Genomic DNA, 19,227 nt, shown 5'->3' on the forward strand with positions numbered 1-19,227 from the left:
TGGCAGGTGCGGCGATGCTGCGTGAGCGCCTGGCGATGGCGCGTGAAATCAGCGCGCCGCGCGTGCCTTGCGTTCAGCCCGCGCGCAATGCAGGAAGCGGGAGCCGTTCAACCATGCCGCGTCGCGGGCGTACGCGAACAGCAACTGGCCGTCGCGCAGATTGTCGATCACCGCGCGTGCCACCCCCGCGCGCACCGCCGGGCAGCCCCAGCTGCGCCCCAGCCGGCCCTGCCGGCGCGCCTGCGCGGGATCGACGTAGTCGGCGCCGTGCATCACCACCAGCCGTTCGCGCGCCGCGTCGTTGACGCCGGGCTCCAGGCCATCCATGCGCAGTGAGTAGCCGTTCTCGCCGATGTAGGTCTCGGCGGTGGCGAACAGGCCCAGGCTCGACTGGAAGCTGCCTTCGACATTGGAGAAGCGCGCCGCGATGTTGTCGCCGCTGCCACGGCCGTGGGCCACGTGTTCGGCGTGCAGCAGGGTCGCCTTGCCGAGGTCGAACACCCACAGGCGCTTCTCGGTCGACGGCAGCGTGTAGTCGATCACCGCCAGTCGATCGGCACCGGCGCCGGCGACGTCCGCCGCGCGCGCACAGTCGCGCGCCTGCAGCGCGAGCGCGAGGACCGTGCGGTCGAGCGTGGGCGCCGCAGCGGACAGGCGCGCCAGCAGGTCCCGGGCATGGGCCGGCGGCGTGGCCGCGAGCAGCAGCACCGCGAGCAGCAGGCCCGGCAGGCGCGCCTGCGATGGATGGATGTGGCGGCGGGAACGGACTGCCATCTCGGCAAGATGCGGCCGCCTGCGTCGCTGCGCAAGGCGTGGCGTCGAACCGGCTGAATGCCTGCACGCGCGGCGCGTGCCCGCGTTTGCCGCCGCGATGGCACGCGCGCAGAATGGCTGCAGACATTCGACGGAGCCTGCCATGGCCACGTTCGCCAGGATCACCGTCCTCCTGCTCGCCGCGCTGTTCGCCGGCCACGCCCAAACCCGCCCGACCAACGTGACCGACGCCGACGCTCCGCGCGCCCTGGACGCGTACGGCCCGGTCGCCGTTTCCTGGACCGATCCGGAAACGTTCACCGAGATCCGCTACAGCCGCAGCCGCTTCGAAGCGGTCCGTGGTGACTGGGTCCGCGACCTCGCCGAACACCTGCGCACGGCATCCGCTGCTGCGCTCGCCGACGGCGAACGGCTCGATGTGGAGATCATCGACATCGACCGCGCCGGCGAGTACGAGCCCGCGACGCAGAGCCTGGGCGACGTGCGCGTGGTGCGCGACCTGTATCCGCCGAGCCTCGAGCTGCGTTTCACCCTGCGCGATGCCGGCGGCCAGGTGCTTGCCGAAGGCGAGCGTCGGCTGACCGACCTCGGATTCCTGACCTCGTCGGCCGGCATGGCGGCGCGCAGCGATCCGCTGCAGCACGAGAAGCGCCTCATCGATCGCTGGGTGCGCGACGAACTGCGCGCGCCGCGGCGCTGAGACGGCGCGCGGTGGCGGTGTACGTGGATGATGCGGTCACGCTCTGGCGTGGCCGGCGGTGGGCGCACCTGATGGCCGACACGCTTGCGGAGCTGCACGCGTTCGCGGATGGACTCGGCATCCCACGTCACGCATTCCAGGACAAGACCAGCGGCGCCCATTACGACGTCACCGCGGAACTGCGCGAACGCGCGATCGCGTGCGGTGCCGTGCCGATCTCACGCCACCACGATCGCGCGCGGCTGCGCGAGGTCATCGCCAACGCGCGTGCGCAGGGCCGGCGCATCCCCGATTGAACGCACACCATCCCCCGGAGCAGCCCATGACCAGGTTCGACCTCACCCCGCCCAGCGACGACGCACGCAGTGCCATCAGCCAGACGCTCGACGACGACGCCCGCCGCGTGATGCTGGCGCACGGCACCGAAGCGCCGTTCTGCGGCGCGTTCCTCGACAACAAGCGCGACGGCACGTACTGCTGCGGCTTCTGCGGCCTGCCGCTGTTCCGCTCCGACGCGAAGTTCGACTCCGGCACGGGCTGGCCCAGCTTCTTCGCCCCTTACGACCCGAGCCACATCCGCTACATCCGCGACAGCAGCCACGGCATGGTGCGCATCGAGGAGGTCTGCGCGCGTTGCGGCAGCCACCTCGGCCACGTCTTCCCGGACGGCCCCCCGCCGACGGGCGAGCGGCACTGCCTGAATTCGGTGTCCCTGCAGTTCACGCCGCGCGGCGAGCTGCTCCCGGACATCCTTGGCCGCGACGAGCGCATCGTCGCCGACTGAACGCGCCGGCCGGCTGCAGGGCCCGCCCGCCGCGCGTATCCTTTGCCGCCGCGCGGCCTTCCCGCGCGCACCATCGCGACCAGGACCGCCACGCCATGACCGACACCCCGCCGGACCGCCTCAGCAACGACCCGCGCAGCGCGCACCACGACGATGCCGCCATGCAGCGCGGCGTGGGCATCCGCTTCAATGGCCAGGAGCGCACCAACGTCGAGGAATACTGCGTCAGCGAGGGCTGGATCCGCGTTGCCGTAGGCCGCGCGCTGGACCGCCGCGGCAATCCGATGACCATGAAGATCAACGGCCAGGTCGAGCCCTACTTCCGCGACGAGGCCTGACACGGCCGTCGCGGCCGGGGACCGGGTGGCCGGCAACGCTGCATTCCGCCAGCGCCCGGGGCCACTAGGGCGTCGCCGGTAGAATGGGACTCGCGCGGTGCGCGCGCAGACAGGAGCCCCACCGCCGTGACCGACCGCATCCTCAATCCCGTGCTCCGTGACCGCCTGAAGTCGGCCGACGAGGCGGCGGCCATGATCGAGCCGGGCATGACCGTGGCGATGAGCGGGTTCACCGGCGCGGGCTATCCCAAGGTCGTTCCGCTCGCCCTGGCCAGCCGCATCGAGCGCGCCAACGCCGCCGGCGGGCGCTTCCAGATCAAGGTCCTGACCGGCGCGTCGACCGCGCCGGAACTCGACGGCGCGCTCGCCAAGGTCGACGGCATCGAGATGCGCCTGCCCTTCCAGTCCGACCCCGTGGTGCGCGGACAGATCAACGACGGCAGCCTCGACTACCTCGACATCCATCTGAGCCACGTCGCCCAGTTCGCCTGGTTCGGATTCTTCGGCGACATCGACATCGCCGTGATCGAGGTCACCGCCATCAACGCGGACGGCACCCTGGTGCCCTCGTCATCGGTCGGCAACAACAAGACCTGGCTCGACCTCGCCGACAAGGTGATCATCGAGGTGAACCGCTGGCAGCCGTCGGAGATGGACGGCATGCACGACATCTACTACGGCACGGCGCTGCCACCCCATCGCAAGCCGATCCCGCTGCTGGCGCCCGCCGACCGCATCGGCGAGCCGCACCTGCGCGTCGACCTGGACAAGGTCGTGGCCGTGGTGGAAACCGACGCTCCGGACCGCATCGGCGCCTTCGCGCCACCGGACGCGGCATCGGAGCAGATCGCCGGCCACCTGCTGGAGTTCTTCGCCCACGAGATCGAGCGGGGTCGCCTGACCAGCCAGCTGCTGCCGCTGCAGTCGGGCATCGGCAACGTCACCAACGCGGTGCTCTCCGCGCTCGCCAAGGGCGGCTACAAGGGCCTGTCGGCGTTTACGGAGGTGGTGCAGGACGGCATGCTCGAGCTCGTCAGCGAAGGCGTGCTGTCGATGGTGTCGGCGACCTCGTTCTCGCTCAGCCCGGCGGGCACCGCGGAGTTCAAGCGCAATGTCGATTTCTACCGCAAGCACATCGTGCTGCGGCCGCAGGAAATGTCCAACCACCCGGAACTGATCCGGCGGCTCGGCTGCATCGCCATGAACGGCATGCTCGAAGCCGACCTGTACGGCAACGTCAACTCCACGCATGTCGCCGGCACCAGCATCATGAACGGCATCGGTGGCAGCGGCGACTTCGCGCGCAACGCCTACCTGTCGGTCTTCATGTCGGCGAGCACCGCCAAGGGGGGGCGCATCTCCAGCATCGTGCCGATGGCCAGCCACGTCGACCACACCGAGCACGACACCATGGTGGTGGTCACCGAGCAGGGCCTGGCCGACCTGCGCGGGCTGTCGCCCAAGCAGCGCGCGCGGCTGGTGATCGAGCGCTGCGCACACCCGGACTACCGGCCGATGCTGCAGGACTACTTCGACCGCGCCTGCCGCGACAGCCACGGCAAGCACACCCCGCACCTGCTGGGCGAGGCGCTGTCGTGGCACCAGCGGCTGGTCGAAACCGGCAGCATGCGGCGCGCCGACGCCTGAGCGCGCATCGCCGGCAGCGCGGGCCGCCGGCGGACTTCCGTAACGCAGCCAGAGAACGGCGATGCGCTCGTCGGAGAACACGCGCGCCTCGAATCCGGCCTGCGTGGCAGACAGTTCGCGGTGCTCGACCTGTTCCAGGCCAGACCTCCCATCAACTGAGCAGCTGGTCACACTTGGCATGCGAATTGCTTCCCGGTTTGGCGATGCGTCGGGCGGGGGCCCGGGGCGCGATGACGACAGGGGAGCAGCTTGATGAACATCATTGGAAACCGGAAGGCGCTGGCAGCGGCCGTCACCTTCGCCTTGGCCTCGACCGCCGCACTGGCGCAGGACCCGCGGATCGTATCCGTGGTGGTGATGGACGACCTGGACGCCTTCGTCGTCTTGGGCGAGAACCTTCAGCAGTCGGTGGCGCGTTCGCGCATCACCCTCGGCGACGTGGGCGACATCACCCGCCACTGCATGCGCTCGCGCGGGCCGGACGGGCTGACGATGATGACCTGCACCCTGCCCGGTGGCCTGCCGCCCGCGGGCGACTACATGCTGACCATCGAGCACTTCACCAACAACGGTGTCACCCAGTCCGACTACGGCCTGACCATCGGCGCGGTCGGCCCGCGGGGCGCGACCGGCCAGGACGGCGCACGCGGTCCGGCCGGCGCCCAGGGCACTGCCGGCGCCGCGGGCGCGACGGGCCCGCAGGGCCCGCAGGGTGCGGCCGGCGACGCAGGTGCGCCGGGACAGCCCGGACTTCCCGGCCAGGACGGTGCAACGGGCCCGGCGGGTGCGCAGGGCGAACGCGGCTTGTCCGGCCCGCAGGGCGAAACGGGTGCCCAGGGTGTCGCAGGCATCGCAGGTCCCCAGGGCGAGCGCGGCGTGGACGGCGCGACGGGTGCAACCGGTGCGACTGGCCAGCAGGGTGATGCCGGGCCGGCCGGTGCGCAAGGTGAGCGGGGCCTTGACGGAGCGACAGGCGCGACGGGCGCGCAGGGCGAGCGCGGCTCCGATGGCGCCACCGGCGCGACCGGTGCGCAGGGCGAACGCGGCGTGGACGGCGCGACCGGGCCGCAGGGTGTCGCCGGCATCGCCGGGCCGCAGGGCGAACGCGGGCTGCCCGGCCAGAACGGCCAGGACGGCGCAACCGGTCCGCAAGGTGTCGCAGGTGCGCCGGGTGTGCAGGGACTTCCGGGCACCATCGGCGCCACGGGCGCAACGGGTCCGGCTGGTCCGGTTGGGCCGATGGGCCCGCAGGGTCCGGTCGGTGCCGCCGGCCTGTCGAACATGCGCTTCGTCACCAGCACCATCACTATCCCGGCACGCGAGCTGCGCCGCGGCGTTGCACAGTGCGCCAGCAACGAGATCGCCTTCAATGGCGGCATGTATGTCGCCAACCACGGGGGCTCGAGCTTCGACCTCTCGAACGTCGACGGCATCTACGTCAACACCAGCGGCGTCGGCGGCACTGCGCGCGATTGGGTGGTGATCGCCACCAACGTCCGCAACTTCTCGTCGCAGAACGTCACATTCTGGATGGCCTGCGCGCAGAACGGCACCGCGCCAGCCGCGGCGTCCGCCAACCAGGCCGTGACGAGGTGGAACGTGGACGGGGCCAAGCTGGCGGAATAACCGACTGCCAGGTAAAGACAGGAAGGCGCGCCCAGGCGCGCCTTCCTGTTTCTGGAACCGGCCAGTCGCCCCGTAACGGCGGACGTGCCGGCAGCGCGGGCCGTCAGGCCAGCAGCGGGTTCGGTGTGTCCACGGCGATCTTGTACTGCTTGATCGCGCGTGAGACGTCCTTCGGGGTCATCTTGCCGTCCGCCGCCAGCGCCGCGATCGCGGCGTGGGCGATGTGGAAGCGGTCGACCTCGAAATGCCGGCGCAGGTTGGCGCGCGTGTCGGAGCGGCCGAAGCCGTCGGTGCCGAGCACCGTGTAGTGCATCGGCACGAAGGCGCGGATCTGGTCGGGGAACGCACGCACGTAGTCGGTCGCGGCGATCGCCGGGCCCTGTCGGCCCTCGAGCAGCGTGGTGACGTACGCCTTGCGCGGCGCCTTGGCCTCGGGATTGAGCCGGTTCCAGCGCTCGACGTCGAACCCGTCGCGGCGCAGCTCGGTGAAGCTCGGGCACGACCAGATGTCGGCGGTGACGCCGAAGTCCTTGTCCAGCAGCTCCGCCGCCGCGATTGCCTCGCGCAGGATGGTCCCCGAACCCAGCAGCTGCACGCGCAGCTCGCCCTTCTTCGCCTTGCCGGCGTCCTTGAGCAGGTACATGCCCCGGATCACGCCCTCCGCCGCGCCCTCGGGCAGCGCCGGATGGACGTAGTTCTCGTTCATCAGCGTGAGGTACCAGTACTCGTCCTGCTGCTCGTCGAGCATGCGCTGCATGCCACGCTGCAGGATCACCGCCACCTCGCCGGCGAACGTGGGGTCGTAGGCGCGGCAGTTGGGGATGGCACCCGCCAGCAGGTGGCTGTGGCCGTCCTCGTGCTGCAGGCCTTCGCCGTTGAGCGTGGTGCGCCCCGCGGTGGCGCCGAGCAGGAAGCCGCGCGCACGCATGTCCGCCGCCTGCCACGCCGCATCGCCGATGCGCTGGAAGCCGAACATCGAGTAGTAGATGTAGAACGGCAGCATCGGCAGGTCGTTGGTGCTGTAGCTGGTCGCCGAGGCCATCCACGAGGCGAACGCGCCGGCCTCGGAGATGCCTTCCTGCAGCACCTGGCCGGTGGCGTCCTCGCGGTAGTACATCAGCTGGTCACGATCCACCGGCTTGTACTTCTGGCCATCCGGCGCGTAGATGCCGATCTGGCGGAACAGGCCTTCCATGCCGAAGGTGCGCGCCTCGTCGCAGACGATCGGCACGACGCGCGGGCCGACCTCCTTGTCGCGGAGGATGATGGCCAGCGACTGCACGAACGCCATGGTGGTGCTGATCTCGCGTTCACCGGTGTCCTTGAGCAGGCGCTCGAACACCTCGACCTTCGGCGCCACCAGCGTCTGCGTGCTCTTGCGGCGGCGCTGCGGCAGGTGGCCACCAAGCGCGGCGCGGCGCTCGAGCATGTACTGCACTTCGTCGGACTTCTCGCCCGGGTGGTAGAACGGCACCGCGCCGTCCTTCAGCTGGTCGTCGCCCACCGGGATCTTGAAGCGGTCGCGGAACGCGCGCACGGCGTCGTCGTCGAGCTTCTTGGTCTGGTGGGTGGGATTGAGCGCCTCGCCGGCGCTGCCCATGCCGTAGCCCTTGACCGTCTTGGCCAGGATCACCGTGGGCAGTCCCTTGGTTTCCATGGCGTTGCGGTACGCGGCATACACCTTGTGCGGGTCGTGGCCGCCGCGGTTGAGGCGCCAGATGTCGTCGTCGGACAGGCTGGCCACCATCGCCGCCGTTTCCGGATACTTGCCGAAGAAGTTGTCGCGCGTGTACTTGCCGCCGAAGGCCTTGCAGTTCTGGTACTCGCCGTCGACGGTTTCCATCATCAGCTTGCGCAGCATGCCCTGGCCGTCGCGCGCGAGGAGCGGATCCCAGTAGCTGCCCCAGATCGCCTTGACCACGTTCCAGCCGGCGCCGCGGAAGTTGCCTTCCAGCTCCTGGATGATCTTGCCGTTGCCGCGCACCGGGCCGTCCAGGCGCTGCAGGTTGCAGTTGACCACGAACACCAGGTTGTCCAGGCCCTCGCGCCCGGCGATCGAGATCGCGCCCAGGCTTTCCGGCTCGTCGGTCTCGCCGTCGCCGAGGAAGCACCAGACCTTGCGGTCGGACTTCGGCATCAGGCCGCGCGCTTCCAGGTACTTCCAGTTGCGCGCCTGGTAGATGGCGGCGATCGGGCCCAGGCCCATCGACACCGTCGGGGTTTGCCAGAAGTCCGGCATCAGCCACGGGTGCGGGTAGGACGAGATGCCGCGCCCGTCGACCTCCATGCGGAAGTTGTCCAGCTGCGACTCGCTGATCCGGCCCTCGAGGAACGCGCGCGCATACACGCCCGGCGAGCTGTGGCCCTGGATGTAGAGCAGGTCGCCGGGATGGTCGGCGGACGGCGCGCGCCAGAAATGGTTGAAGCCGACGTCGTACAGCGTGGCGCCGGAGGCGAAGCTGGCGATGTGGCCGCCGAGGTCGCCGGGCTTGCGGTTGGCGCGCACCACCATCGCCATCGCGTTCCAGCGCACGATCGAGCGGATCCGCCATTCCAGCGTCTGGTCGCCGGGGATCTGCGGCTCGAGGTGCGGCGGGATGGTGTTGATGTACTCGGTGGTCGGCGAGAACGGCAGGTGGCTGCCGGCGCGGCGCGTGAGCTCGACCATGCCTTCCAGGAGCTGGTGCGCGCGCTCCGGGCCGTCCGCATCGATCACCGCCTTGAGCGATTCCATCCACTCGCGTGCTTCCGCGGGATCGGGATCGTTGTGCAGGACGTCGTTGAGCCAGTTCATTGTGTGCTCCGCCACGGCGCGTCGGCCATGCTGGTTCGAGGGTCGAGAATGGCCGATTCTACCAGCCGCCCCCGGGGGCGGCTGTTTGCCAGCACCGCCGCCATCCAGCATCATCCGCCGCGATGCCAGACTCCCTGCCGCAACGCGAACACGCGCGCTGGCGCCTGCCGTTGCTGGCGCTGGTCGTGCTCCTGATCGTACTCGTGCCCTTCCTGCTGCAGCGGGTGGCCGACCGACGCGTGGGCGAGGCCGCGGCGATGGTGGCGCATACCCTCGAGGTGGAGAACACGCTGCAGATGCTGTCGGCGGCGATCCGCAACCTCGAGGGCGCGGGGCTCGCCAGGGCCGCCGGCGTCGACGCGCCGATCCTCGACGAGCGGGTCGCCTACAGCGAAGCCCTGATCAAGCCCCTCCTCGACCACGCCGAGGAGCTGACCCGCGACAACCCCCGCCAGCAGGTGCGCATGGGCGCGCTGCGCACCAGCCTGGAAGAGCGCATCGTCCAGATCGACCGCGTGCTCGCCGCCGCCACGGAGGAGCGACAGGCGGAAATCCGGCGCCTGGTCGAGAACTTCCCGGTGCAGGCGCCGATCTCCACCCTGATCCAGACCGAGCGCGACATCCTCGCCGTGCGCAACGCCGACGCCGCGCGCGTCCAGCGCCAGGCCCGGGTGCTCGCGTGGGGGTCGCTGGCCGCCCAGGTGCTGCTGATCCTCGGCCTGGCGGCCCTGGCCATGCGCGACGCCGGGCGTCGCACCGCGGCCGAGGGGATTTCGCGACGCGCGGATGCCCGCGCCGGCGTGGTCCTCGACACCGTGCGCGAGCCGATCGTGCTGATCGACGCCAGCCTGCGCGTGGTGATGCACAACGCCGCGTTCGCAGAACTGTTCGGCATCGAGGGTGACATCCGCGGCACGCCGCTGGCCGATGCCGGCGACGCCTGGCGCGACGAGGAAACGCTGCGACGCCTGCGCGACGTGCTGCTGCGCGGCCGCGAACTGTGGGACTTCGAGCGCCAGCAGCGCACCGTGGATGGCGTCGACCGGGTGATGCTGGTCAACGCGCGCAGCATGGCGCTGCCCGACCGCGACGACCTGGTGGCGCTGGTCACGGCCAGCGACATCAGCGCGCAGAAGGCCAGCGAGACCCACATCCGCGAGCTGAACCGCCAGCTCGAAGGCAAGGTGGACCAGGTCTCCGACGTCAACCGCGAGCTCGAGGCGTTCAGCTACTCGGTGTCGCATGACCTGCGCGCGCCGCTGCGCCACATCGCCGGCTTCGCCGACAAGCTCGGCCGCCACCTCGGCGACGGCCTCGACGACAAGGGTCGCCATTACCTCGACGTCATCGGCGGCTCGGCCAAGCGCATGTCGGCGCTGATCGACGACCTGCTGGTGTACTCGCGCCTCGGGCGCAGCGCACTGCGCCTGCAGACGGTCGACATGCAGTCGCTGGTCGAGGAGACCCGCGCGATGCTGGATGCCAACAACAGCATCGACAACCCCGGCCACCACGTCGAGTGGCGCATCGCGCACATGCCGGTCGTGGTCGGCGACGACAACATGCTGCGCCAGCTGTGGACCAACCTGCTCGGCAACGCGGTCAAGTACAGCACCGGCAGCGAGCCGGCGGTGATCGACGTCGACCACCGCGCGGGCGACGACGGCCTGCACCACTTCTCGGTGCGCGACAACGGCGCCGGCTTCGACATGGCCTATGCGGGCAAGCTGTTCGGCGTGTTCCAGCGGCTGCATGCCGCGAGCGAGTTCAGCGGCACGGGCATCGGCCTGGCCAGCGTCAAACGGGTCGTGACCCGGCACAATGGCCAGGTCTGGGCGGAATCCGCGCCCGGCGAAGGCGCCACCTTCCACTTCACCCTGCCCGCCAACCCGGACGCCCGCCAAGGAACCCCGCGCACATGACCGCGATCCGCACCATCCTGCTTGCCGAAGACAGCCCGCACGACGCCGAGATGGCCATCGATGCGCTGCGCGATGCGCACCTGGTCAATCCCATCGTCCATGTCGAGGATGGCGTGGAGGCACTGGACTACCTGTTCCGCCGCGGCAAGTACGCCAACCGCCCCGAAGGCGACCCCGCGGTGCTGCTGCTCGACATCAAGATGCCGCGCATGGACGGCCTGGAAGTGCTCAACCAGCTGCGCGAACACGAAACGCTCAAGCGCCTGCCGGTGGTGATCCTGTCGTCTTCGCGCGAGGAAAACGACCTCGCCCGCAGCTGGGACCTGGGCGTCAACGCCTACGTGGTCAAGCCGGTCGACGTGGACCAGTTCTTCGAGGCGGTGAAGACGCTTGGGCGCTTCTGGGCCGTCCTCAACGAGGCTCCGACCGACCCTTGAGCGCCATGGCCGTGATCCGCGTGCTGATTGTCGACGACTGCCACGACGACGCCGAGCTCACCGAGCTGACGCTGCGCGAGGCGGGCATCCTGGTGGAGTGCCGCCGGCTGTACCGCGAGGATGCGCTGCGCGAGGCGCTGGCCGGCTTCGACCCGCACCTGGTGGTCTGCGACGTCAACCTGCCCGGCTATTCCGGCCGCGAGGCGCGCGCGCTGGTGCTGGCGCACGCGCCACAGGCCCGCTTCGTGTTCATGACCGGCGCGCTGGCCGGCGACGAGGTGCTTCCCGTCGCCGACGGCGTCCTGCTCAAGGACGACCTGGCGCGCCTGCCGGCGCTGGTGCGCGAACTGCTGCCGCACTGACCGCCGCGGCGGTCAGTCGTCCGCGCCGGCGCGCTGCAGCGCGCGGATCTGTGCCTCGACCGCGGTGATCGCGGTCATGTTGACCAGGCGCCGCGGCGTACTGGTGGAGGTGAGCACGTGCGCCGGGTGGTCCACGCCCATCAGGATCGGACCGATCGCCACGCCGTCGGTCATCACCCGCACCAGGTTGTAGGCGATGCTGGCGGCGTCGATGTTGGGCAGCACGAACAGGTTGGCGCGGCCCTTGAGCGTGGTGTTGGGGAACAGGCGCTCGCGCAGCAGGCTGTCCCAGGCGGTATCGGCCTGCATCTCGCCGTCGATGTTCAGCCGCGGCGCGCGGCGCGCGAGGATCTCGCGCACGCGGCGCATCTTGGCCGCGCTCGGGTTGTCGTGGCTGCCGTAGTTGGAATGCGACAGCAACGCGATGCTCGGCTCGATGCCGAACAGCTTCAGGCGGTAGGCGCCCTGCAGCGTCGCTTCGGCGATCTGCTCGGCGGTGGGGTCGACCTGCACGTGGGTGTCGAGGAAGAACCACACGCCGGCATCGTTGATCACGCCGGTCATCGCCGAAGTGCTGCTGACGCCCGGATCCAGGCCGAACACGCTGCGGATGTACCCGAGTTTCTTGTGGTAACGGCCGACCAGGCCGGAAATCAGCCCGTCCGCCTCGCCACGCTGCACCATCAGCGCGGCAATCAGGGTCGGCCGCGAGCGCACCAGGTTCTTGGCCGCGTCCGGGGTCACGCCGCGGCGCTCGGTGAGCGCGTGGTACTGGCGCCAGTAGTCGCCGAAGCGCGGGTCGTCGTTGATGTTGGTGAGGTCGAAATCCACCCCGACGCGCAGGCGCAGGCCGAGGCGCTTGATGCGGGTGTCGATCACGTCCGGCCGGCCGATCAGGATCGGCCGCGCCAGCCCCTCGTCGACCACGGTCTGCACCGCGCGCAGCACGGTTTCCTCTTCGCCCTCGGCGTAGACGATGCGCTGCAGGTTGGCACGGGCGCGCTCGTACACCGGCTTCATCATCAGCCCGGAGCGGTGGATGAACTGCCCCAGCTTCTCGCGGTAGGCGTCCATGTCCTCGATCGGGCGGGTGGCCACGCCGGAGTCCATCGCGGCCTTCGCAACGCACGGCGCCAGCATGGTCAGCAGGCGCGGGTCGAACGGCCGCGGGATGATGTACTCCTCGCCGAACACCGGCATCTCGCCGCCGTAGGCCGCGCCGAGGTCGGAGGATTCCATCTTCGCCAGCTGCGCGATCGCGCGCACGCAGGCCAGCTTCATCTCTTCGTTGATGCCGGTGGCGCCCACGTCGAGCGCACCGCGGAAAATGTACGGGAAGCAGAGTGCGTTGTTGACCTGGTTCGGGTAGTCGGAGCGGCCGGTGGCGATGATGCAATCCGGACGCACGGCCTTCGCGGCTTCCGGCAGGATCTCCGGGTAGGGGTTGGCCAGCGCGAGGATGATCGGGCGCGGGGCCATCTTCGCCACCATCCCGGGCTTGAGCACGCCGCCGGCGGACAGGCCGAGGAAGATGTCGACGCCTTCGATGATGTCGTCGAGCGAACGCTTGTCGGTGTCGCGCGCGTAGCGCTGCTTGTCCGGGTCCATGTTGCCGCGCCCGGTATACAGCACCCCGTCGCGGTCCACGGCCAGGATGTTTTCCGGCTTCATGCCCAGCGCGACCAGCATGTCCAGGCAGGCGATGCCCGCGGCGCCGGCGCCGGCGGTCGCCAGGCGGACGTCCTCGATGCGCTTGCCGGCCACTTCCAGCGCGTTGGTGACCGCGGCGCCGACGATGATCGCGGTGCCGTGCTGGTCGTCGTGGAACACCGGGATCTTCATCCGCTCGCGCAGCTTGCGCTCCACGATGAAGCACTCCGGCGCCTTGATGTCCTCGAGGTTGATGCCGCCGAACGTCGGCTCCATCGCCGCGATGATCTCGACCAGCTTGTCGGGGTCGCGCTCGTCGAGCTCGATGTCGAACACGTCGATGCCGGCGAACTTCTGGAACAGCACGCCCTTGCCTTCCATCACCGGCTTGCCGGCCAGCGGGCCGATGTCGCCGAGCCCCAGCACCGCGGTGCCGTTGGTGATCACCGCCACCAGGTTGCCGCGCGCGGTCAGCGTGCTGGCTTCGCGCGGGTCGGCGACGATCGCCTCGCAGGCATGCGCCACGCCCGGCGAGTACGCCAGCGCCAGATCGCGCTGGGTGACCATGGGCTTGGTGGCGACCACCTTGATCTTGCCGGCGGGCAGGACGCGGTGGTAGTCGAGTGCCGCCTGCTCGAAGCTGCCGCTGTGGTCGGACAGGCTCAGGGGCGCGGGATCGACGGGCTTGTCGGACATCGGTTCACGGTCGGCGGGGCGGGCCATCGATTCTAGCCGCTTCGGCCAGGGGCGTCGGCCGCGCCACCGCAACGCAGCGGTCGCGCCTCAGCCGTGCCTGCCGGTGCCCACCTTGTCGAGGCGGATCCGGTTGGCGAACACAGAGAACGCCAGCGTCCCCGCCAGGCCGTTGGCGCGCGACACCCAGCGTGGCAGCCAGTACGGCGGCAGCAGCGTGCCGTCGTCGAACAGCGGCTCGAACGCCACCACGTCGTCGAGCGTCATCTTGCCGGCGAACAGCAGGCGGCACAGGCGCAGGCGCCCGCCGGCCAGCGCCTGCCGGAAGAACGTGTGCACGCCCACCAGGCCGCGCAGGTACACGGTGTCCTTGGTGAACGCCGCGCCGCCGCAGGTGGGCACGCCGCGGAACACGCGCTGCGCCGAGGAGAAGCTGTCCACCTCGCCCTGGCCGGCCGCCAGGAACCAGCGGAACACGTCGATGAAGTCGGCGCCGTCGATCGCCATCGCGATCGCCTCGGTGCGCAGCGACACGCGCTTCATGCGTTCGATGTCGATGCTGCCGGTGGCCAGCTCGGCAAACGTGGCCAGGCCTTCCTGGGTTTCGGTGCTGCGCGGCGACGACAGGGCCAGGCTGCCCAGCAGCGGCTGGCGCCGGCCGTTGAGCGCGCTCAGCGAATGCACGAACGCCTCGTGCTGCAGCAGCTGGCCGCGGTCGTAGTCGCTGAACGACGCACCCGCGCGCAGGCGGATGCGGGTGGCGCCGGCGGCGGCCTTGGCGATCAGGTCCGGGTCGAGCACCACCTCGACCACGCGCGCGTCGAAGAACGCGTCGAGGTCGGCCTGCAGCTGCAGCTGCAGCGCGGTGGCGGAGACCTGCACCTGCTCCTCGGGCGCCAGCAGCTCGCGGTCGAGCTCGTCGGCGATGGCGATGAAATGCCGCGCGGCATCGCGCGTGGTGGCCTCGCTGCCCGGCAAGGGCGCGTCCGGGCGCCCGAACAGCCGTTCCGAATGCAGGCCGGCGGCCGCCGTGCCCAGCGCCTCCAGCAGCTCCGCGGCAACGCCCCAGTTGCGCGCGGAATCGGCAATGTAGGCGCCCAGCGGATGCTGCGGGTCCGCGGCCACCGCGATCGCCGCGAGCTCGCGGCGTGCGTCGCCGAAGTCATGGCGCGGATAGGCGTACTGCGGCGGGCGCGCGTCACCGCTGGCCCAGCGCGCCAGGAACGCGTGCTGCACCGATGCCGGCCAGCTCGCCAGGGTCAGCAGGCGGATGCCGCGCGCGGCCTGGACCATGCGCGCATCGAGCGTGGCGTGGTGGGCGATGTCGGCGTTGGCGTGCATGGCGGCGGATCTCCCCGTGGCGCGCCGGTCGCGCTCAGCGACGGCCCGGCTTCGCCTGCGCCTGCGCCAGGCGGCTGGCGAGCACGCTGGCGGCACCGGCCACCTCGTCGCGCAGCTTGATGTAGTGCGCGAAGCGGGCCGCGTCCAGCGTCCCGGCCTCGATCGCCGCGCGCACCGCGCAGCCGGGTTCGCGATCATGCTTGCAGTCGCGGAAGCGGCAGGCGTCGGCCAGCGCCTCGACTTCGGCAAACCCGCCCTCGGCGATGTCCTCCTCGCCGGTGGGCTTGAGCTCGCGCATGCCCGGGGTGTCGATCAGGCAGGCACCCGAGGCCAGCGGCACCAGCGCACGGTGGGTGGTGGTGTGGCGGCCGCGCGCATCGTTTTCGCGCACCGCGCCGGTGCGCATGCGCTCGTGGCCGACCAGCGAATTGGTCAGCGTGGACTTGCCCGCGCCGGAACTGCCCACCAGCACCGCGGTGCGGCCCGGGCCGAGCCAGGGGTCCAGCGCCGCCACGCTGGCGGGGTCGCGGGCATTGACCACCACCACCGCCAGGCCGGCGCGGATGCTGTCTTCCAGCTCGGCCATCGCGCCGTCGATGTCGACGCCGGGCTGGTCCGCCTTGGTGAGCACCAGCACCGGCTCCACGCCGCCGCCCTGCACCAGCAGCAGGTAGCGCTCGATGCGCCGCGGGTTGAAATCGCCGTCCAGGCCGCAGACCACGAACGCGGTGTCGATGTTGGTCGCGATGATCTGCTGCTTGTAATGCTCGCCGGCGGCCGCGCGCTTAACCACGCTGCGCCGCGGCAGCAGCAGGGCCACCACCTGGCGGCCCTCGACAAGCAGCCAGTCACCGACCGCGGCGCGCTGCTCCGGCGGGCACTTCGGACGCTGCCATTCCGGCAGCGACTCCACGGCGAATCCCTCGCCGGGACCCACCGCGACCACGTACTTGGTGCGGTGCTGCTCGACCACCCGCACCGGCTGCGCCGCGGGGTGCGCGGCCATCACCTCGGCCCAGCCGCCCGTGGCCGGCAGGCCCTCGTACGGCCAGCCGATCGCCCGCAGGGCGAGGATCTCGGGACTCAAGCGCGCGGGTCGGTGTTGGGCATGCGCGGATTCTATCCCCCAGCCGCGCCGCGCCGGCGGCCGGGCGGCAATTCCGCTAGGCTTTGCGGCCACCCCCGCACGCCCCGCACCGATGTCCGAGCCCCGCCTGAAGACGCGCGAGCGCCTGTCCGAAGTCCGCTACGAGATCCGTGGCGAACTTGCCCGCCGCGCCCGCGACCTCGAGGCCCAGGGCCACACCCTGATCAAGCTCAACATCGGCAACCCCGGCGCGTTCGGGTTCCGTGCGCCGGAGCACCTGCAGCGCGCGATCGCCGACCACATCGCCGGCACCGATCCGTACACGCACCAGCAGGGCCTGCCCGCCGCGCGCGAGGCGGTGGCCGCCCAGCACGCCGCGCGTGGCGTCACCGGCGCCTCGGCCAACGACGTGTTCATCGGCAACGGCGTGAGCGAGCTGATCGACATCGCCCTGCGCGCCCTGCTCAACCCCGGCGACGAAGTGCTGTTGCCCTCGCCCGACTACCCGCTGTGGTCGGCGGCCACCATCCTCAACGACGGCCGCCCGGTGTACTACCGCTGCAAGGAAGGCAACGCCTTCCTGCCGGATCCGGACGAGCTCGAAGCGCTGGTGTCGTCGCGCACCCGCGCCATCGTGCTGATCAACCCCAACAATCCGACCGGCGCGACCTACCCGCGCGCGCTGCTCGAGCGCATCGTCGACATCGCCGCGCGCCGCGGCCTGTTGCTGATGTCCGACGAGATCTACGACGGCATCCTCTACGACAGCGCCACGTTCGAGCCGCTGGCGCCGCTGGCCGGCGACGTGCCGTGCCTGTCGTTCGGCGGCCTGTCCAAGGTGCACCGCGCCTGCGGCTGGCGCGTGGGCTGGGCGATGCTGTCCGGCGACGAAGCCGCCACCCGCGACTACCGCCACGCCATGGACCTGCTCGGCGCGCTGCGCCTGTGCGCCAACGTGCCGGGCCAGTTCGCGGTGCCGGCAGCGCTGTCGGGGCCCGACACCATCGGCCCGCTGTGCGCGCCCGGCGGCCGACTGCACGAAGCGCGCCGTGCGGTGATCGAAAGCTGCGCCGCCAGCGCGCACCTCAAGCTGCACGCACCGGCCGGCGCGCTGTATGCGTTCCCGGGCGTCACCGGTCCGGCCGCGCAGGGCTTCGACGACCACGATTTCGCGCTCGAGCTGATGGAGACCGAGCACGTCCTGGTGGTGCCGGGCTCGAGCTTCAACGTGCCCTACCGCAACCATTTCCGCGTGACGCTGCTGCCCGAGCCGGACCAGCTGCGCGAAGTGTTCCGGCGCATCGAACGCGTGCTCGACCGACGCGCCGAAGCCGCCGGCAAGGTGGTGCCGATCACCGCCGCGCGCGCGGCCACGGCCTGACCGCGGCGTGGCGCTCCGCTACCTCGCGCTCGGCGACTCGTACACGATCGGCGAAGGCGTCGCCCCCCACGCGCGCTGGACGCATGGCCTGGCCCGGGTGCTGCGCGCGGACGGCATCGCGATCGACGACCCGCTCACCATCGCCGCCACCGGCTGGACCACCGACGAACTCGCCACTGCGATCGACGCCGCCCAGCCACGGGGTCCGTTCGATTTCGCCAGCCTGCTGATCGGCGTCAACGACCAGTACCGCGGCCGCGATGTCGCCGGGTACCGCGACGGGTTCAGCGCACTGCTGGACCGCGCCATCGCCTTTGTCGACGGCCGCACCGACCGTGTGCTGGTGCTGTCCATCCCCGACTGGGGCGTCACCCCGTTCGCCGCCGAAAGTGGACGGGACCTGGCCGGGATCGCACGCGAGCTGGATGTCTACAACACAGCCGCACGCGCGATCTGCGACGCGCGTGGCGTCGCTTTCGTCGACATCTGCCCCATCAGTCGCGAACGCGGCGCCGAGCCGGCCATGCTCGCTGACGACGGCCTGCACCCCGCCGCCCCCATGCACGCCGAATGGACGCGCCTGGCCTTGCCGGCCGCCCGCCACCTGCTGCAGCGCCACGCAAGGACGCCATGACCCGTTCCGCCACCGCCCCGTTCCCGCCCCACGAAGCCCGCGCCATCGCGCGCGCGTTCCTGCCCGCCCACGTGCTCGGCAACCGCCACGACTATTTCTACACGCTGTCCAAGCTGCGCAGCGACCCGCTCTACCCGGGCGTCCTGGACGCGCTGCGCGGCACCAGCGCGCCGGTGCTCGACCTCGGCTGCGGGCTGGGCCTGCTGCTGCATGCGCTGCGCCTCGACGGCCAGGCCATGCCCTACCACGGCGTCGACATCGATGCCGACAAGATCCGCCGCGGCACGCGCATCGCGGCGCAGTGCGGGTTCGAAGATGACGCGCGCTTCGCGGTCGTCGACCTCGCCGATGGCTGGCCGCCGCACGCCGGCAGCGTCGCCATCCTCGACGTGCTGCAGTACCTCGATGCCGACGCGCAGCGCGCGCTGCTCGCCGACGCGATCGCCATGCTCACGCCCGGGGCGAAGCTCGTGATCCGCAGCGGCCTGGGCGACGACAGCCGGCGCGGCCGCACCACCCGCATCACCGACCGCCTGGCGCACCTGTTCGGCTGGATGCAGGAAGTCCCGAAGTGCTACCCCACGCGCGAAGGCCTGCAATCGCAGCTCGCCGCCGCGGGCCTGCACGTCGACTTCCGCCCCCTCTACGGCAACACGCCCTTCAACAACTGGCTGATCGTGGCGGGTTGATTTTTCGCTAGGCCACACTCCGGCCAGATCCGTACGCCCGCAAGCTTCGCTGGCGTTCCGAGGCGTGCGCTTGCGGGCGTACGGCCCTGGCCTCCTCGTGATCCTGCTGCAGTGGGGAGAGCGGCTAGGACGGGACAGCGCTCTTGACGTGATGGAGTGCGGCGTTTCGCGGCGCCACACTTCTCCATAAGCCTGTACGTCGCCGGCAAGTTGCGACGGCGCTGCAAGGGCTGTCCGCGCATGTCGGCGCTCGCACGCCTCGGAACGCCAGCGAAGAGCGTCGGCGTGCGCGGACAGCCGCCGCGAAGACCCACGGCGCTTGCCAGCGACCCGCCGCAGCCCAACACCGGCTGGCCGTGCATGCCGGC

17 protein-coding genes are annotated in these 19,227 nt (G+C 70.8%); 12 read left to right on the forward strand and 5 right to left on the reverse strand.

Annotated features, from left to right (window positions below):
* Positions 1-48: 48 nt before the first annotated feature.
* The gene (locus tag H5368_RS08230) at positions 49-774 is read right to left on the reverse strand and encodes a murein L,D-transpeptidase catalytic domain family protein (RefSeq protein ID WP_182823163.1); all 726 of its coding nucleotides are present in this window, start codon (positions 772-774) and stop codon (positions 49-51) included.
* A 142-nt stretch (positions 775-916) separates the two neighbouring features.
* Between H5368_RS08230 and H5368_RS08235 the strand changes: the two genes are divergently transcribed.
* The 6 genes from H5368_RS08235 to H5368_RS08260 all read left to right on the forward strand — a co-directional run bounded on the left by H5368_RS08235 (position 917) and on the right by H5368_RS08260 (position 5,869).
* The gene (locus H5368_RS08235) at positions 917-1,474 is read left to right on the forward strand and encodes a DUF3016 domain-containing protein (RefSeq protein WP_182823165.1); all 558 of its coding nucleotides are present in this window, start codon (positions 917-919) and stop codon (positions 1,472-1,474) included.
* Between the two features lie 11 nt (positions 1,475-1,485).
* Positions 1,486-1,770, forward strand: a complete 285-nt coding sequence (locus H5368_RS08240) for a DUF4031 domain-containing protein (protein ID WP_182823167.1) — start codon at positions 1,486-1,488, stop codon at positions 1,768-1,770.
* Between the two features lie 26 nt (positions 1,771-1,796).
* Positions 1,797-2,258, forward strand: coding sequence for a peptide-methionine (R)-S-oxide reductase MsrB (gene msrB / locus H5368_RS08245; protein ID WP_182823170.1), 462 nt, complete (start codon positions 1,797-1,799; stop codon positions 2,256-2,258).
* 95 nt (positions 2,259-2,353) lie between these two features.
* Positions 2,354-2,596 (forward strand): DUF3297 family protein, encoded by a 243-nt coding sequence (locus H5368_RS08250; protein WP_182823172.1) that lies wholly within the window; start codon positions 2,354-2,356, stop codon positions 2,594-2,596.
* Between the two features lie 126 nt (positions 2,597-2,722).
* Positions 2,723-4,243 (forward strand): acetyl-CoA hydrolase/transferase family protein, encoded by a 1,521-nt coding sequence (locus H5368_RS08255; protein WP_182823174.1) that lies wholly within the window; start codon positions 2,723-2,725, stop codon positions 4,241-4,243.
* A 252-nt stretch (positions 4,244-4,495) separates the two neighbouring features.
* Complete coding sequence (locus H5368_RS08260; protein ID WP_182823176.1) at positions 4,496-5,869, forward strand: collagen-like protein; 1,374 nt, start codon at positions 4,496-4,498, stop codon at positions 5,867-5,869.
* Positions 5,870-5,972: 103 nt separating this feature from the next.
* Here the strand turns inward: H5368_RS08260 and aceE are convergent, their stop codons facing one another.
* Positions 5,973-8,663: a pyruvate dehydrogenase (acetyl-transferring), homodimeric type gene (gene aceE, locus H5368_RS08265; protein WP_182823178.1), complete on the reverse strand. Its 2,691-nt coding sequence runs from the start codon at positions 8,661-8,663 to the stop codon at positions 5,973-5,975.
* Between the two features lie 122 nt (positions 8,664-8,785).
* Between aceE and H5368_RS08270 the strand changes: the two genes are divergently transcribed.
* From H5368_RS08270 to H5368_RS08280, 3 genes are read left to right on the forward strand one after another with little or no spacing between them, the layout of a single operon-like run.
* On the forward strand, positions 8,786-10,585 hold the full coding sequence (locus H5368_RS08270) for an ATP-binding protein (protein ID WP_182823180.1): 1,800 nt from the start codon (positions 8,786-8,788) through the stop codon (positions 10,583-10,585).
* Positions 10,582-11,022, forward strand: a complete 441-nt coding sequence (locus tag H5368_RS08275) for a response regulator (RefSeq protein ID WP_182823182.1) — start codon at positions 10,582-10,584, stop codon at positions 11,020-11,022. Before H5368_RS08270 ends, H5368_RS08275 begins: the two co-directional genes overlap by 4 nt.
* A gap of 5 nt (positions 11,023-11,027) precedes the next feature.
* The gene (locus tag H5368_RS08280) at positions 11,028-11,384 is read left to right on the forward strand and encodes a response regulator (protein WP_343203905.1); all 357 of its coding nucleotides are present in this window, start codon (positions 11,028-11,030) and stop codon (positions 11,382-11,384) included.
* Positions 11,385-11,396: 12 nt separating this feature from the next.
* On the opposite strand, the gene H5368_RS08285 is transcribed toward H5368_RS08280, so the two are convergent.
* From H5368_RS08285 to rsgA, 3 genes are all read right to left on the reverse strand, one after another.
* The gene (locus tag H5368_RS08285; RefSeq protein WP_182823187.1) at positions 11,397-13,730 is read right to left on the reverse strand and encodes an NADP-dependent malic enzyme; all 2,334 of its coding nucleotides are present in this window, start codon (positions 13,728-13,730) and stop codon (positions 11,397-11,399) included.
* An 87-nt stretch (positions 13,731-13,817) separates the two neighbouring features.
* Positions 13,818-15,068, reverse strand: coding sequence for a flavohemoglobin expression-modulating QEGLA motif protein (locus tag H5368_RS08290; RefSeq protein ID WP_182823189.1), 1,251 nt, complete (start codon positions 15,066-15,068; stop codon positions 13,818-13,820).
* 34 nt (positions 15,069-15,102) lie between these two features.
* Complete coding sequence (rsgA, locus tag H5368_RS08295; RefSeq protein ID WP_255486398.1) at positions 15,103-16,155, reverse strand: ribosome small subunit-dependent GTPase A; 1,053 nt, start codon at positions 16,153-16,155, stop codon at positions 15,103-15,105.
* A gap of 112 nt (positions 16,156-16,267) precedes the next feature.
* On the opposite strand from rsgA, the gene H5368_RS08300 reads away from it, so the two are divergent.
* The 3 genes from H5368_RS08300 to H5368_RS08310 are packed head-to-tail and all read left to right on the forward strand — an operon-like array spanning position 16,268 to position 18,859.
* Positions 16,268-17,536 carry an aminotransferase class I/II-fold pyridoxal phosphate-dependent enzyme gene (locus H5368_RS08300; protein ID WP_182823191.1) on the forward strand — a complete coding sequence of 423 codons (1,269 nt, stop codon included), beginning with the start codon at positions 16,268-16,270 and terminating at the stop codon, positions 17,534-17,536.
* Positions 17,537-17,543: 7 nt separating this feature from the next.
* Entirely contained in the window at positions 17,544-18,170 is a 627-nt protein-coding gene (locus tag H5368_RS08305) for an SGNH/GDSL hydrolase family protein (protein WP_182823193.1), read from the forward strand.
* A complete protein-coding gene (locus H5368_RS08310; protein WP_182823195.1) occupies positions 18,167-18,859 on the forward strand; it encodes a methyltransferase in 693 nt (230 codons plus the stop codon). The genes H5368_RS08305 and H5368_RS08310 overlap by 4 nt, the downstream gene beginning before the upstream one ends.
* Positions 18,860-19,227: the final 368 nt, after the last annotated feature.

Origin of the sequence: Luteimonas sp. MC1782, from assembly GCF_014164605.1 — a bacterium.
GTDB lineage: Bacteria > Pseudomonadota > Gammaproteobacteria > Xanthomonadales > Xanthomonadaceae > Luteimonas.

Coding starts and splice junctions, on each gene's coding strand:
- H5368_RS08235 (WP_182823165.1), top strand. CDS start 917: ATGGCCACGTTCGCCAGGATCACCGTCCTCCTGCTCGCCGCGCTGTTC.
- H5368_RS08310 (WP_182823195.1), top strand. CDS start 18,167: ATGACCCGTTCCGCCACCGCCCCGTTCCCGCCCCACGAAGCCCGCGCC.
- H5368_RS08270 (WP_182823180.1), top strand. CDS start 8,786: ATGCCAGACTCCCTGCCGCAACGCGAACACGCGCGCTGGCGCCTGCCG.
- H5368_RS08300 (WP_182823191.1), top strand. CDS start 16,268: ATGTCCGAGCCCCGCCTGAAGACGCGCGAGCGCCTGTCCGAAGTCCGC.
- H5368_RS08280 (WP_343203905.1), top strand. CDS start 11,028: ATGGCCGTGATCCGCGTGCTGATTGTCGACGACTGCCACGACGACGCC.
- H5368_RS08260 (WP_182823176.1), top strand. CDS start 4,496: ATGAACATCATTGGAAACCGGAAGGCGCTGGCAGCGGCCGTCACCTTC.
- aceE (WP_182823178.1), bottom strand. CDS start 8,663: ATGAACTGGCTCAACGACGTCCTGCACAACGATCCCGATCCCGCGGAA.
- H5368_RS08230 (WP_182823163.1), bottom strand. CDS start 774: ATGGCAGTCCGTTCCCGCCGCCACATCCATCCATCGCAGGCGCGCCTG.
- H5368_RS08275 (WP_182823182.1), top strand. CDS start 10,582: ATGACCGCGATCCGCACCATCCTGCTTGCCGAAGACAGCCCGCACGAC.
- H5368_RS08290 (WP_182823189.1), bottom strand. CDS start 15,068: ATGCACGCCAACGCCGACATCGCCCACCACGCCACGCTCGATGCGCGC.
- H5368_RS08250 (WP_182823172.1), top strand. CDS start 2,354: ATGACCGACACCCCGCCGGACCGCCTCAGCAACGACCCGCGCAGCGCG.
- H5368_RS08285 (WP_182823187.1), bottom strand. CDS start 13,730: ATGTCCGACAAGCCCGTCGATCCCGCGCCCCTGAGCCTGTCCGACCAC.
- msrB (WP_182823170.1), top strand. CDS start 1,797: ATGACCAGGTTCGACCTCACCCCGCCCAGCGACGACGCACGCAGTGCC.